Origin of the sequence: Nocardioides pymetrozini (assembly GCF_046058985.1) — a bacterium.
Classification (GTDB): domain Bacteria; phylum Actinomycetota; class Actinomycetes; order Propionibacteriales; family Nocardioidaceae; genus Nocardioides.
Genome location: NZ_CP175556.1, coordinates 2,699,814 through 2,712,781, shown reverse-complemented (window position 1 = coordinate 2,712,781; position 12,968 = coordinate 2,699,814). Strand labels below are relative to the sequence as shown.

Annotated in this window: 13 protein-coding genes and 1 riboswitch; all 13 genes read right to left on the bottom strand. The window is 75.4% G+C overall.

The window, feature by feature from the left end; translation table 11 throughout:
- Positions 1-72 precede the first annotated feature (72 nt).
- The gene (locus ACJ5H2_RS13230; RefSeq protein WP_408895871.1) at positions 73-951 is read right to left on the bottom strand and encodes an SDR family NAD(P)-dependent oxidoreductase; all 879 of its coding nucleotides are present in this window, start codon (positions 949-951) and stop codon (positions 73-75) included.
- A 9-nt stretch (positions 952-960) separates the two neighbouring features.
- Complete coding sequence (locus ACJ5H2_RS13225; RefSeq protein WP_408895870.1) at positions 961-1,854, bottom strand: cobalamin biosynthesis protein; 894 nt, start codon at positions 1,852-1,854, stop codon at positions 961-963.
- Positions 1,851-2,672, bottom strand: a complete 822-nt coding sequence (locus ACJ5H2_RS13220; protein ID WP_408895869.1) for a CbtA family protein — start codon at positions 2,670-2,672, stop codon at positions 1,851-1,853. Before ACJ5H2_RS13220 ends, ACJ5H2_RS13225 begins: the two co-directional genes overlap by 4 nt.
- A 15-nt stretch (positions 2,673-2,687) precedes the next feature.
- Positions 2,688-2,918 carry a CbtB-domain containing protein gene (locus ACJ5H2_RS13215; protein ID WP_408895868.1) on the bottom strand — a complete coding sequence of 77 codons (231 nt, stop codon included), beginning with the start codon at positions 2,916-2,918 and terminating at the stop codon, positions 2,688-2,690.
- A gap of 62 nt (positions 2,919-2,980) precedes the next feature.
- Positions 2,981-3,075: riboswitch (cobalamin riboswitch) on the bottom strand.
- Between the two features lie 109 nt (positions 3,076-3,184).
- Positions 3,185-4,207, bottom strand: coding sequence for an Rv2231c family pyridoxal phosphate-dependent protein CobC (cobC, locus tag ACJ5H2_RS13210; RefSeq protein WP_408895867.1), 1,023 nt, complete (start codon positions 4,205-4,207; stop codon positions 3,185-3,187).
- Positions 4,200-5,579 carry a cobyrinate a,c-diamide synthase gene (locus tag ACJ5H2_RS13205; protein WP_408895866.1) on the bottom strand — a complete coding sequence of 460 codons (1,380 nt, stop codon included), beginning with the start codon at positions 5,577-5,579 and terminating at the stop codon, positions 4,200-4,202. The genes cobC and ACJ5H2_RS13205 overlap by 8 nt, the downstream gene beginning before the upstream one ends.
- 6 nt (positions 5,580-5,585) lie before the next feature.
- Positions 5,586-6,182: a cob(I)yrinic acid a,c-diamide adenosyltransferase gene (cobO, locus tag ACJ5H2_RS13200; RefSeq protein WP_408895865.1), complete on the bottom strand. Its 597-nt coding sequence runs from the start codon at positions 6,180-6,182 to the stop codon at positions 5,586-5,588.
- Complete coding sequence (bluB, locus tag ACJ5H2_RS13195) at positions 6,175-6,828, bottom strand: 5,6-dimethylbenzimidazole synthase (protein WP_408895864.1); 654 nt, start codon at positions 6,826-6,828, stop codon at positions 6,175-6,177. The genes cobO and bluB overlap by 8 nt, the downstream gene beginning before the upstream one ends.
- Entirely contained in the window at positions 6,825-8,795 is a 1,971-nt protein-coding gene (locus tag ACJ5H2_RS13190; RefSeq protein WP_408895863.1) for a VWA domain-containing protein, read from the bottom strand. Before ACJ5H2_RS13190 ends, bluB begins: the two co-directional genes overlap by 4 nt.
- Positions 8,792-9,559 carry a cobalt-precorrin-4/precorrin-4 C(11)-methyltransferase gene (locus tag ACJ5H2_RS13185; protein ID WP_408895862.1) on the bottom strand — a complete coding sequence of 256 codons (768 nt, stop codon included), beginning with the start codon at positions 9,557-9,559 and terminating at the stop codon, positions 8,792-8,794. Before ACJ5H2_RS13185 ends, ACJ5H2_RS13190 begins: the two co-directional genes overlap by 4 nt.
- Positions 9,556-10,767 (bottom strand): precorrin-6y C5,15-methyltransferase (decarboxylating) subunit CbiE, encoded by a 1,212-nt coding sequence (cbiE, locus tag ACJ5H2_RS13180; RefSeq protein WP_408895861.1) that lies wholly within the window; start codon positions 10,765-10,767, stop codon positions 9,556-9,558. The genes ACJ5H2_RS13185 and cbiE overlap by 4 nt, the downstream gene beginning before the upstream one ends.
- Positions 10,755-12,302 (bottom strand): precorrin-3B C(17)-methyltransferase, encoded by a 1,548-nt coding sequence (gene cobJ / locus ACJ5H2_RS13175; RefSeq protein WP_408895860.1) that lies wholly within the window; start codon positions 12,300-12,302, stop codon positions 10,755-10,757. Before cobJ ends, cbiE begins: the two co-directional genes overlap by 13 nt.
- A complete protein-coding gene (locus ACJ5H2_RS13170; RefSeq protein ID WP_408899634.1) occupies positions 12,299-12,964 on the bottom strand; it encodes a precorrin-8X methylmutase in 666 nt (221 codons plus the stop codon). The genes cobJ and ACJ5H2_RS13170 overlap by 4 nt, the downstream gene beginning before the upstream one ends.
- Between the last annotated feature and the right edge of the window lie 4 nt (positions 12,965-12,968).

Genomic DNA, 12,968 nt, shown 5'->3' with positions numbered 1-12,968 from the left:
CAGGGTCCTTTCCGAGGGCTGTGACGGACAGCTCTCGGAGTCCCGGACGGGACCCCCTGATACATGGACCGGTCAGGCCCGGCCTCCTCGCGCGGCGGGCGAGTCGGGGGAGTAGCGGTGGGCGAGCGCCATCGCGAGGTCGGACAGCCTCGGCGCGACCAGGTTGAACACCTCGTAGAAGCTGCCGAACGCGCCGTTCACCGTGACCGGGCGGTCCTCGAGAGCGCGGACCACGCGCTCGGCACAGTGCTCGGGCGACTCGCCGCGACCGTCGTACGCGGCGGTGGGGCCGATCATGGGGGTCCGCACGATCGCGACCCGCATGTTGGTGCAGGTGACGTTGTCGAAGAACAGCTCGCGCCCCAGGATGCGACCGAAGACGTCGGGGGCGGTCTTGGAGGCGATGTAGGGGGCGAACTTCGGCGCGCGGATCTGGTTGCCCCACGTGACGATGTTGACCACGTGCCCGAAACGCTGGGCGCGCATGGCGGGCAGGAGTCCCATCGTCAGGCGCACGGGCCCGAAGTAGTTGACGGCCATCATCCGCTCGAAGTCGTGGAAGCGGTCGTGGGTCAGCTCCAGGGAGCGGCGGATCGAGTGGCCGGCGTTGTTGACGACGTAGTCGACGGCGCCGTGCTCGGCGAGGAGGCGTGCGACCAGTCGGTCGACCGACGCCGGGTCGGTCAGGTCGGCGACATAGGTCTCCGCGCGTCCGCCCTCGTCGCGGATCGCGCGCTGCACCCGGGCCAGCTCCGCCCCGCGGCGAGCCGCCAGGAGGACGGTGGCGCCGCGCCGGGCCACCGCGTGCGCGGTCGCCTCACCGATGCCGGAGCTGGCTCCGGTGACCAGCACGGTGCGGCCCGCCAGGGGACTCTCGGCGCCGGTCACGGTCCGCACGACCCGGGCCAGGGTCGCGCGCGGGCTGCGCGTCAGCAGCGCGATCGTGTTCATCGGGGCCGATCATCGCATGGTGGCGACGGCGGCGGCCGCGAGCGCCGCAGCCGTCCCGACCCGTCGGGCCAGGACCCTCGCCCGGTCGAGGTCGCCGCGGACCGGAGGCGGGCCGTCGCCCATCAGCGCGCGATGCTCGAGCCGGCCGGCATAGTCGTTCGTGCCGCCCAGCCGGATCCCCAGCGTGCCCGCGAAGGAGGCCTCGACCGGGCCGGCGTTCGGGCTCGGGTGCCCGGCGGCGTCGCGACGCCAGGCACGCCAGGCACCCCGCGGGTCCGGACCGAGCAGCGTCGCGAGGAGCGCGGTCAGCCGGGAGCCCGGCAGGTTGAGGAGGTCGTCGAGGCGCGCCGCCGCCCAGCCGAACCGCTCGTAGCGGGGGCTGCGGTGCCCGACCATCGCGTCCAGGGTGTTCGCCGCGCGATAGCCCACCAGGCCCGGTACGCCGACGAGGGCGCCCCACACGAGCGGCGCGACCACGGCGTCGCTGGTGTTCTCGGCCAGCGACTCGAGCGTCGCCCGGACGACCTCGCTGTCGTCGAGCCGCGACGTGTCGCGGCCGACGAGATGGGTCAGCTGCAGGCGTGCGTCGGGAAGCCGGCCGGCTCCCAGCAGACGGCCCACCTGCGCCACCTCGCGGTCCAGGGAGGTCCCCCCGAGCACGGCCCAGGTCGCGACCGCCGTCGCGAGGGTGTGCGGCAGCCGCCGCTCGGCCACCAGCCCCAGCCCGACGGCCCCGCCGACCAGCAGGCCGGCGTAGGCGGTCCCCGCGCGCCGGTCGTCACGCCAGGTGCGCCGCTCCAGCGCGGCAGCGACCCGGCCGAAGCCGGCGACCGGGTGCCCGCGCCGCGGATCGGCCAGGAGCCGGTCCGCGGCGTAGCCGAGGAGCAGGCCCGCCGCCCTCACAGGCTGGCGGCCAGCTCGCGCCGGGCGAGCTCGGCCGCGGCGCGGTCGTGCAGGCGCCCGACCAGGAGCGTGAGGCCGACGCCGAGGGTGACCCACAGGGCTGCGAGGGTGAGCAGCGAGGAGCGCCGGAAGTACCAGAGCGTGTCCGCCGGGAACGAGCCGACCTCGTTGACGCTCGGCAGCAGCGCGGCGGTCACGGAGACGACCGCGAGGTAGCCGCCGGCGGCGACGAAGGCGGCCGTCCAGCCGTCCATCCGGCCCCGGAGCCGGTTGGCGACGACGACGGCCGCGACCGCGGCCAGCACCGAGACCAGGAGCAGGGCGAAGTACGACGCCGTGCGGCCGCCGATCGTCTCGCCGCTGCCCACCGCGGGCGGCGTGGCGGGATACTTCGCGAACGGGACCAGCGTCACCGACACGCTGCCGACCAGCGCCACCAGCGCCGTGGAGCCGCGCGCGGAGAGGTTGCCGAGCCGGCCCAGCACGGCGGCCGCCGCCAGCGAGGCGAGCCCGCCGAGGGCGGTGCCGATGGCCAGGGTGCCGGTCAGCAGTCCCCAGCTGCGCTGGTTCTCGCGGGAGATCTCGACCATCCCGGACGGGTCCTCCGCGGCGGCCGCGGCCTGCTCGGCGGCGACCTCCTCGGGGGTCATCTGCGCGGCGGCCGCCTCTTCGAGCGCGATCGCGTCGTCGACGTACGGCTCACCGAAGGCGAAGGCGACCAGGAAGGCGACCACGCCGGCGACGAGGCCGACGGCGAGGCCACGGATCAGGAAGGCGGCCGGGCTGAGGACAGACCGGTCCCGTGAAGCGATGCCCATGGGGTCGGTGGCCGCTCAGTGGCAGGGGTAGCCGAGCAGGTGCCGCGCGTCGTGGACCCACTCGTGCACGGCGTTGCCGGCGGGGAGCGACAGGGCGCCCTGGTCGGCGCTGACGAAGAAGATCGCCAGCATCGCCAGCAGGCCGAAGAAGACGACCCAGGTGCCGAGCTGCAGCAGCGGGACGACGGGGACCTGGACGGCCGGGGCGGCCGGGGCGGCGAGCGGGGTGGCAGCGGACTGCGACATGTGATGCCTCCTCAGGGATTCAGCGTCCCTGGTCAGTGGATGTGAGGTGTGCGCAGGCACTCGTTCCTGACTTCACCGCACCCGACCCCTGCTGGGGTTGCTGAGGGCGGAGGCGGTGTCACAGTAGCGCGACTGTGCCGGACTCCCACCGGCTTCCTCGTGCCTGCGTGAAGGACTCTAGGGCATGGGGTCGGGTGGTGGGGAGCTGTCCGTGGTGCGGGTCCTGGGCTTGCGGTTTGGTCCCAAACCGCAACATTTCGGCCCCTTCAGCTGCGGTCTGTGCCCAATCGATGGGCCCGGAGAGCCGCGAGCAGCAGGTCGGTCGTGGCGGGCGGACGCACGGCGACCCGGACCCAGCTGCCGTCGAGGCCCGGGAAGGTGTCGGCCCGGCGGACCGCGACGCCGGCCTCGCGCAGCCTTCCGTGCACGCCCGTGCCGACCCGCGCGAGCACGAAGGACGCCGCCGACGGCAGGTGGTCGACGCCGAGGTCGGCGAGGCCCTTCTCGAGATGCTCGCGCCAGTCGGCGATCTGCTCTGCCCGCCGCTTCGCCTCGCCCGCGGCGTCGGTGGAGGTGCACGCCACGACCGCGGCCGCGGCGGTGGTGCCGACCGACCACGGGGTCTGCGCCCGCGCCAGGCCGGCGACCGCGCCGGCGTCGCCCACGACGTACCCCGCACGGATGCCGGGGATGCCCCAGTGCTTCGTGAGCGACCGGAGCACGACCAGCCCGTCGCGCCGTACGCCGGCCAGCGACTCCGGCTCGCCCGGGACGCAGTCCATGAACGCCTCGTCGACCACCACCAGCCTCCCCGGGCGGCGCAGGGACAGCAGCGTCTCGGCGGGGTGCAGGACACCCGTCGGGTTCGTCGGGTTGCCCACGACGACGAGGTCGGCGTCCTCCGGCACCAGCGACGCGTCGAGCGCGAAGGGCTCCCGCAGCACCACCGAGGTGACCGCGTGGCCGGCCTGCTCGAGCGCGGCGTGGGGCTCGGTGAACTGCGGATGCACCACCGCCGGCCGGGTCCACGGCCGCAGTCGCGCCACCAGCGTGAAGGCCTCCGCCGCGCCGGCCGTCACCAGCACCTCGTCCTCGGCGCGACCGTGGTGGGCGGCCACGGCCGCCCGGGCCGCACTCGGGTCGGGATAGGCGTCGACGGCCTGCAGCGACGCGAGCAGCGCGTCGTCGAGCCAGGGCGGCCGAGGGCCGTCGTACACGTTGACGGCCAGGTCCAGCAGGCCGCGGGCCTCGACGTCGCCATGGTGGCGCAGCGGGTCGCGCTCAGGCATGGGCGCGCACCGCCTCTGCGAAGCGTGCCGCCAGCTGGGGATGCCCGGCCCAGTGGGTGTGGAGGTACGACGCGTGCAGGGTCGACGAGGCGAAGCCGATTGCCTGGCCATCGACGTGCCAGGCCGCGGTCGGGCCCGCGGAGGGAGCGACCGTCGTGCGGTGGAACTCGTGCCCGGTCACCTCCTCGCCGACGCGGGTGAGCAGCGTGTCGGAGGTCGCGGTCGCGACCGGGTAGCGCAGGGTCAGCCGGTCGGTCATCTCGGCGTCGGCGCCGAGCACGCCGGACATCGCGGCGCCGTCCAGGGTGCGACAGAGGTAGAGCAGCCCCGCACACTCGGCGACCGTGGGCAGGCCGTCGAGAACCGCCTCCCTGATCTCGGCGAGGAGCGGAGTGTTCGCGGCCAGGTCGGCGGCATGCACCTCGGGGAAGCCGCCGCCGAGGTAGAGACCCGCGGTGCCCGCGGGCAGGGCGGTGTCGACCGCCGGGTCGAAGCTCACCACGTCGCAGCCGTGGGCGGCGAGGAGCTCGGCGGTCTCGGCGTACTGGAAGGTGAAGGCGCGGCCGGCCGCCACGGCGACGCGTGGGCGGCGCGAGGTGGTGGTCTCGAGGCTCCTCGCTGGCGCTCGTCGCACCTCGACCACCGGGGGGCTCGGCGACCACGGCTCGATGGACAGCGGGGGAGCGGAGCGGGCGATCGCCAGCACGGCGTCGAGGTCGACGTGCTCGGCGACCACCTCCGCCAGCCGCGCGACCACGGCCGCCGACCCGCCGCGCTCGGCCGCGGTGACCAGGCCGAGGTGCCGCGACGGGGTCGCGATCGACGCGTCGCGCGGGATCACGCCGAGCACGGGCAGCGCGATCGCGGAGCGCACCTCGTCGGCGTGCCGGGCGGACCCGGCCTGGTTGAGGATCACGCCCGCGACCTCGACCGAGCGGTCCCAGGTCGCCATCCCGTGCACCACCGCGCCGACCGAGCGCGAGGAGCGGGAGATGTCGACCACGAGCACCACGGGCGTGTGGGTCAGCGCGGCGACATGGGCCGTCGAGGAGAAGCCGGCACCGCCGATCCGGCCGTCGTACAGGCCCATCACCCCCTCCACCACCGCGACGTCCGCGGGCCGAGGGGTGCGGGCGCCGTGCAGCAGCAGCGGGGCGACCAGGTGCTCGCCGACGAGGTGCGGGTCGAGGTTGCGGCCGGCGCGGCCGCACGCGAGCGCGTGGTAGCCGGGGTCGATGTAGTCCGGTCCCACCTTGTGCCCGCTGACCTCGTGCCCTGCCGCGGCCAGCGCGGCCATCAGGCCGGTGGCGACGGTCGTCTTGCCCTGGCCGGTGGCCGGGGCCGCGACGACCACCCGGGGCAGCTCAGCCATCGCCGCTCACCACTCGATGCCCCTCTGGCCCTTCTGGCCGACGTCCATGGGGTGCTTGACCTTCGTCATCTCGGTGACCAGGTCGGCGACCTCCACGAGCTTCGGGTCCGCGCGTCGGCCGGTGATCACCACGTGTTGGCGACCCGGCCGGTTCGCCAGGGTGTCCACGACGTCGTCGACGTCCACCCAGCCCCAATTGATCGGGTAGGTGAACTCGTCGAGCAGATAGAGGTCGTGTTGCTCGGCGGCGATCCGGCGCTTGATCTCGGCCCAGCCCTCGGCGGCGTCCGCGGCGTGGTCCTCCTCGGAGCCGGCCTTGCGCGACCAGGACCAGCCGGAGCCCATCTTGTGCCACTCGACCGTGCCGTTCCCCGGGGGGAGCCTCTCGAACGCCGTCTGCTCGCCGAGACGCCACTTCGCGGACTTCACGAACTGGAACACGCCGATGTCCCAGCCCTGGTTCCAACCGCGCAGCGCCAGCCCGAAGGCCGCGGTCGACTTCCCCTTGCCGTCGCCGGTGTGCACGATCACCAGCGGCCGGTTGCGGCGCTGGCGCGTGGTGAGCCCGTCGTCCGGTACGACGAGCGGCTTGCCCTCAGGCATCGGTCCTCCTGCTGGTCCAGCGGTCGTGGTGGATGGCGTCCGCGAGCGGCCGGCGCGACCGCCAGCCGTGCCGCTCGAGGTCGGGCACCGTCTCGAGGTGGCTGACCGAGCCCAGGCACAGCCACGCCACCGGGCGCACGTCCGCGGGCATCTCGAGCAGCCCGCGCAGGAAGTCCTCGCGGTAGAAGGACACCCAGCCCAGGCCGAGCCCCTCGGCGGTCGCGGCGAGCCAGAGGTTCTGGATCGCGAGCACCGTCGAGTACAGGCCGGCGTCGGCGATCGCATGGCGGCCCAGGACGTGCGTCCCGCCGCGGGCCTGGCTGTGGGTCACGACGATGCCGAGCGAGGACTCGCAGATGCCCTCCACCTTGATCCGGTCGAAGGTGGCGCGCCGCTCCGGCGGCAGCGAGGCGGCGAAGGCGTCGCGCTCGGCGGTGACATGCTCACGGAAGGTCCGCCGCAGCGCGGGATCGCGCACCAGCACGAAGTCCCACGGCTGGCTCATCCCGACGCTCGGCGCCCGGTGCGCGGCGCCGAGCACCCGCTCGAGCACGTCGTCGGGGACGGGCGCTCCGGTGAACTCGGCCCGCACGTCGCGCCGGCGCTCGATGACGTCGTACAGCGTGGCGCTCGGGGGCGTGCTCATGCCGCGCGCCGGGTGACGTCCATCAGCGCCTCCGCGCTGACCTCCCCGACCGGGAGGTGCTCGGCACCGAGGTGCTCGGCGAGGGTCGCGGCGAGACCCAGGCGCAGCGGGCCGCTCTCGCAGTCCACGACGACGCTGCTCACCCCCGCGTCGGCGAGGACGCCGGCCGCCCTCCGGGACCGAGCGACCGCGTCGGCGCCCGCGGTCGCCCGGCCGTCGGTGACGAGGACGAGCAGGGCGCGGCGGTGCGGGTCGCGGGTGCGCTCCACCGCGAGCACGTGGGCTGCCTCCAGCAGGCCCTCGGCGAGCGGTGTGCGACCTCCGGACGGCAGCTCCTCCAGCCGCTGCGCCGCGGCGTCGACGGAGTGGGTGGGCGGCAGCGCCAGCTCCGCCGTCGCGCCGCGGAAGGTGACCAGGCCGACCTTGTCCCGGCGCTGGTAGGCGTCGAGCAGCAGGCTCAGCACGGCCGTCTTCACCTGCTCCATGCGCCGCCGCGCGGCCATCGAGCCCGAGGCGTCGACGCAGAACAGCACGAGATTGGCCTCCCGGCCCTCGCGGACGGCCACCCGCAGGTCCGTGGGACGCAGCAGCAGCCGCCCGCCCCCGGTGCGCCCGCGCGCCCACTGGTGGGGGACCGCGGCGCGGATCGTCTCCGTGAGGTGGATCGCGCCGCCCCCCTGCCCGGCCGGCGCGGTCGCACCGATCCGACGGCCGCTGCTGGTGCGGGCCCGGCTGCGCTTCCCGGCGGTGCCGGCGCCGACGCCGCGGGCCGTCAGCAGCCGGGTGCGGTACGTCGAGCCGGTCGGCGCCACCGCGCTGGGCGCGCTGCCCGTGCCCTCTCCACCGGTCGGCGGGGCACTGCCGGGCGCGGGGGCGTCGGCCGGGTCGGCGTCGACGGGGCCGCCGTCGGCGTCGTAGTGCGCGTCGTCGGCGGCGCCCTCCGGAGCGGGACCCTGCGGCTCGGGCCCGGGCCCCTCGTCCGGGCCCTCCGGCTCGGGCGGCAGGTCGTCGTCACCGAGCACCTGGTCGAGCAGGTCCTCGTCCAGTCCCGGCGCGTCGAATGGCTTGCGCCGCCGCCGGTGGGGCAGCGCGAGCCGGGCCGCCACCCGGATGTCCTCGAGGTCCACCTGCGACCGGCCGGACCACGCCGCATGGGCCACGGCCGTGCGGGCGGTGACGATGTCGGCACGCAGGCCGTCCACGTCGAAGGCCGCGCACACCTCGGCGATCTTCAGCAGCCCGGCGTCGGTCAGCCGGACCTCGCCGACGAGCCCACGGGCGGCGGCGATCCGCGCGCGCAGCGCATCCTCCGCTGCGGCGTAGCGGGCCGCGAACCCGGCCGGATCGGCGTCGTACGCCATCCGGCGGCGCACGACCTCGGCCCGGAGCGCGGGGTCGCGCGGCGCCGCGACCTCGACGGTGAGTCCGAAGCGGTCGAGCAGCTGCGGGCGCAGCTCGCCCTCCTCGGGGTTCATCGTGCCGACCAGCACGAAGCGGGCGTCGTGCGTCATCGAGACCCCGTCCCGCTCGACGGTCGCGCGGCCCATCGCCGCGGCGTCGAGAAGCAGGTCGACCAGGTGGTCGTGCAGCAGGTTGACCTCGTCGACGTACAGGATGCCGCGGTGCGCCTTGGCCAGAAGTCCCGGCTCGTACTCCGCCCGGCCCTCCGCCAGTGCGCTCTCGAGGTTGATGGAGCCGGTGACCCGGTCCTCGGTGGCGCCGATGGGCAGCTCCACGAGGGGGACCGGGCGTCCGTCGACCGGCGGGAGCACGGCCGCCAGGGCGCGCACGATCGTCGACTTCGCGGTGCCCTTCTCGCCGCGCACCAGCACGCCGCCGACCTCCGGGGCGATCGTGGTGAGGATCAGGGCCAGGGCCATCGGGTCGGGCCCGTCGGCTCCGTCGGCGCCGACCACCGCGCTGAAGGGGAAGTGGTCGGCGGCGGGGGTCTGGGTCGTCGCGGTCATCGCAGGCGCTCCTTCCGGGCGACGCGGGCGGGGGAGTAGAGGTAGGACTCGGCGTCGGCGTGCTCGGTGCCCGGCGCCAGTGCGGGGCCGACCAGGATCACCGCGGCCTGGCGCAACCCGGCCTCCTCGACCAGGTCGGCGATGGTGCCGACCGTGCCGCGCAGCACCAGCTCCTGCGGCTGCGAGGCCCGGGAGACGACGGCGACCGGGCAGTGGGCCCCGTAGAACGGCACCAGCTCGGTCATCAGCGTGCGGGTGCGGGTGATCGCCAGATGCAGCACGAGGGTCGCGCCCGTCGCGGCGTACGCCGCCAGCGACTCGCGCTCCGGCATGGCGGTGGAGCGTGCCTGGGTCCGGGTGAGCACGACCGTCTGGGTCAGCAGCGGCACGGTCAGCTCCCGGCCGACGACGGCGGCCGCCGCGGCGTACGCCGGCACCCCCGGCGTCACGTCCCACGGCACCTCGGCGGCGTCCAGTCGTCGCGTCTGCTCGTGCAGGGCGGAGTACAGCGACGGGTCGCCCGACGTCAGCCGGACGACGTCGCGGCCGGCGACGTGCGCCTCCACCATCGTGGCGGTGATCCGGTCGAGGTCGAGGTCCTGGGTGTCGACCCGCTGCGCGTCCTCGCGGCAGTGGGAGAGGACCTCGGCGTCGATGTAGGTGCCGGGGTAGAGCACCACGTCCGCGGTGGACAGCAGGGAGACGGCGCGCAGGGTGATCAGGTCGGCCGCGCCCGGGCCGGCGCCGACGAAGTGGACCGTCACGAGAGCTCCCCCTGATCCCTGGTCCAGGACCACTGGACGACGGCGCGGGCGGGCGTCCAGCCGGTGAAGCGGCTGCCGAGCGGCGCGACGTGCTCGACCGCGAGCCGGGTGAGCTCGCCGCCGTACGCGTGGAAGGCGTCGACCAGCAGCCGCTCGGTCTCGAGGGTCACGCCGTGCGCGACCAGGCGGCCGCCGGGCGTGAGGGCGTCGCGGCACAGGTCGAGCAGGCCCCCCGCGGTCGCGCCGCCGCCGACGAAGACCGCGTCGGGCGCGGGCAGCCCCGCGAGGGCGCCGGGCGCGTCTCCGGTCACGACCTCGAGGCGGGGTACGCCGAGCCGGTGGGCGTTGCGGTCGATCCGGGCCGCACGTCCGGGGTCGGCCTCGACGGCGGTCGCGGTGGTCAGGGGGTGCGCGCGCAGCCACTCGATGGCGACCGAGCCCGCCCCGGCGCCGACGTCCCAGAGGTGCTGGTGGGGTGCTGGGGCCAGCCGGGCGAGGGCACTGGCGCGCGCGTCGCGCTTGGTGAGCTGGCCGTCGTGCTCGAAGACGTCGTCGGGCAGCCCGCTGCTCCAGGACGCGGCGCCGGGACCCGCGACCTGCAGGGCGAGGACGTGCAGCCGCGGCAGCCCGGCGGGGACGGGCCTCCCGGCGGCGATGTCGGTGCGCGACTCCGCGGGCGACCCCAGGTCGCCCAGCACGGTCATCGTCGAGGCGCCGAAGCCGGCGTCGGACAGCACGGCCGACACGGCCGCCGGCGTCGTCTCGTCGGAGGAGAGCACCAACAGCCGCCGACCGGGTGCGAGCTCGCGGCGCAGCGCGTCGACGTCGCGGCCCACCAGCGTGACGACCGCGGACTCCTCGGCCGACCAGCCCATCCGGGCGCGGGCGAGCGCCACCGACGACACCGCCGGCACGACGTCGACCGCGTCCGCGCCGAGCAGCCGGACCAGCGTCGTGCCGATGCCGGAGACCAGCGGGTCCCCGGACGCCAGGGCCACGATGCTGCGGCCGCGATGCTCCTTCAGCACGCCGGGCAGGGCGGTGAGCGGTCGCGGCCACGGCCGCCGGACCTGCCCGGGGACGGCGGGCACCAGGCCGAGATGGCGCTCGCCGCCGAGCAGCACCTCGGCGGAGCCGACGAGCCCGCGGGCGGGCGGCGGGAGGTGGCCGTCGGCCCCGATGCCGACGACGGTGATCAGTCGACCCATCGGGGCGTCCAGACCGTGCCGTTCGGCTCCACGCGGGTCGACGAGGCGCCCACGAGGAGGAGGCACTTCATGTCGATGGAGGCGGTGTCGAGCGCACCGAGCGTGGTCACCGTCAGCGACTCCTCGGCCCGGCCGACGTCGCGGCCGACGACGACCACGGTGTCGGGGGAGCGGTGCTCGAGCAGGATCTTCTGCATCTCGACGACCTGGTCGCGCCGCGACCGCGAGGCGGGGTTGTAGACGCCGAGCACCAGGTCGGCCTCGGCGATCGCCCGCAGCCGGCGCTCGACCACCGGCCACGGCTTGAGCCGGTCGGAGAGGCTGAGCACCGCGAAGTCGGCGCCGATCGGCGCGCCCGCCCGCGCCGCGACCGCCTGGACGGCGCTCACGCCCGGCAGCACCCGCACCGGGACGCCGGCGTACGCCGGGTGGTCCGGGTCCGCCGCCGCCTCGAAGACCGCCGATGCCATGCCGAACACCCCGGCGTCGCCGCCGGAGACCACCGCCACCCGCTCGCCACGCAGGGCGAGGTCGAGCGCGAGCCGGGCCCGGTCGACCTCCACGGTGTTGCCCGACGCATGGCGCTGCAGGCCCATCCGCTGGGGGACGCGGTTCACGTAGGGCGCGTAGCCCACCACGTGGTCCACCTCGGCCAGGGCTGCGCTCGCCTCGGGCGTGAGCCAGCCGTCGGGGCCGGGGCCGAGGCCGACGACGAGGAGCTCGGCAGCCTGCGGTTTGGTCCCAAACCGCATGTCCTCGGCCGGATCTGCTGCGGTCTGTGACCAATCCGCACGCATCCGCGCCGCCGACGCGGGCCGCGCGGAGTCGCCGGGGACGACGATCAGCGAGAAGTACGGCACGGCGTCGGCGTCCACCTCGGCCACCGGCAGCCACCGCTCCTCGGGCTGGGAGGCGCGCTCGACGTACAGGGCACCGTCGAGGCGCCCGGCCTGGGCGAGGGCGGAGCGTACGGCGGGGAAGGTCCGGCCGAGCTTCATGATGACCGCGCCGTCGGTGTCGGCGAGCCGGCGGGCCAGCTCCGCCTCGGGCAGGGTCCCGGGCAGCACGGTGAGGACGTCGGTCTGGCGCACCAGCGGGGCCGGGATGGTGGCGGTGGCGGCGGCGAAGGCGGGGACGCCCGGGACCACCTCGACGGCGAAGCGCTCGCGGAAGCGGTCGACCAGGTACATCGACGAGCCGTAGAAGAGCGGGTCGCCCTCGGCCAGCAGGACGACGTCGCGACCGGCGTCGAGGTGCGCGGCGAGCCGGGACTCGCACTCGTCGTAGAAGTCGGCCAGGGCGCCGACGTACCCGCCGGGATGGTCCGTCGCGCCGGTCGTGACCGGGTAGCGCAGCTCCTCCTCGACCGCCTGGGCCGGGATCAGGTGGGCGGCGATCCGGCGGGCGTGGGACTGCTTGCGGACGCCGGCGTGGAAGGCGACGACAGGCGCCCCGGCGATCAGCCGCTCGGCCTTGCGCGTGATCAGCTCGGGGTCGCCGGGGCCGATGCCGACGACGAGGAAGCGACCGGTCACTCCTCCTCCTGGGCGAGCGCGTTGACGGCGGAGGACGCCATGGCGGACCCGCCCCGACGTCCGCGCACGGTCACGAACGGGATGTCGATGCCGTGCTCGTCGGCGAAGGCGGCGAGCGCGTCCTTGGACTCGGCGGCGCCGATGAACCCGACCGGGCACCCGACGATCGCGGCGGGCCGGGGAGCGCCGGCGAGGACCATCTCCAGCAGGTGGAACAGGGCGGTCGGGGCGTTGCCGATCGCGACCACGGCGCCCTCGAGGAGCGGCTCCCACAGCGAGACCGCGGCCGCGGTGCGGGTGGTCGACCAGCGCCGGGCGAGCTCCGGCACCCGCTCGTCGGTGAGCAGGCAGTGCACGGGGTTGTCCGCGGGCAGCCGGCCGGCGGTGATGCCCATGGCGACCATCCGGGCGTCGCAGAGGATCGGCGCGCCGGAGTCCAGCGCGGACCGCGCCGCCGGCACCAGGCGCGGATGGATGACCAGGTCCCGGACCAGGTCGGTCTGCCCGCTGCCGTGGATCATCCGCACGGCCACCTTCTCGGCGTCGGCGGGCACCTGCGAGAGGTCCGCCTCGCGCCGGATCGTCGCGAAGGAGTCGACGTAGATCGCCGGCCCGTCCGCGACGTAGGCGTACCGGCGCGGGGGAGCGGTCAGCTCGGACAGGTCG

Excerpts from the sequence above, each read along its gene's own strand:
- ACJ5H2_RS13230 (WP_408895871.1), bottom strand. The coding sequence starts at position 951 with ATGAACACGATCGCGCTGCTGACGCGCAGCCCGCGCGCGACCCTGGCC.
- ACJ5H2_RS13220 (WP_408895869.1), bottom strand. The coding sequence starts at position 2,672 with ATGGGCATCGCTTCACGGGACCGGTCTGTCCTCAGCCCGGCCGCCTTC.
- ACJ5H2_RS13215 (WP_408895868.1), bottom strand. The coding sequence starts at position 2,918 with ATGTCGCAGTCCGCTGCCACCCCGCTCGCCGCCCCGGCCGCCCCGGCC.
- cobC (WP_408895867.1), bottom strand. The coding sequence starts at position 4,207 with ATGCCTGAGCGCGACCCGCTGCGCCACCATGGCGACGTCGAGGCCCGC.
- ACJ5H2_RS13205 (WP_408895866.1), bottom strand. The coding sequence starts at position 5,579 with ATGGCTGAGCTGCCCCGGGTGGTCGTCGCGGCCCCGGCCACCGGCCAG.
- cobO (WP_408895865.1), bottom strand. The coding sequence starts at position 6,182 with ATGCCTGAGGGCAAGCCGCTCGTCGTACCGGACGACGGGCTCACCACG.
- bluB (WP_408895864.1), bottom strand. The coding sequence starts at position 6,828 with ATGAGCACGCCCCCGAGCGCCACGCTGTACGACGTCATCGAGCGCCGG.
- ACJ5H2_RS13190 (WP_408895863.1), bottom strand. The coding sequence starts at position 8,795 with ATGACCGCGACGACCCAGACCCCCGCCGCCGACCACTTCCCCTTCAGC.
- cbiE (WP_408895861.1), bottom strand. The coding sequence starts at position 10,767 with ATGGGTCGACTGATCACCGTCGTCGGCATCGGGGCCGACGGCCACCTC.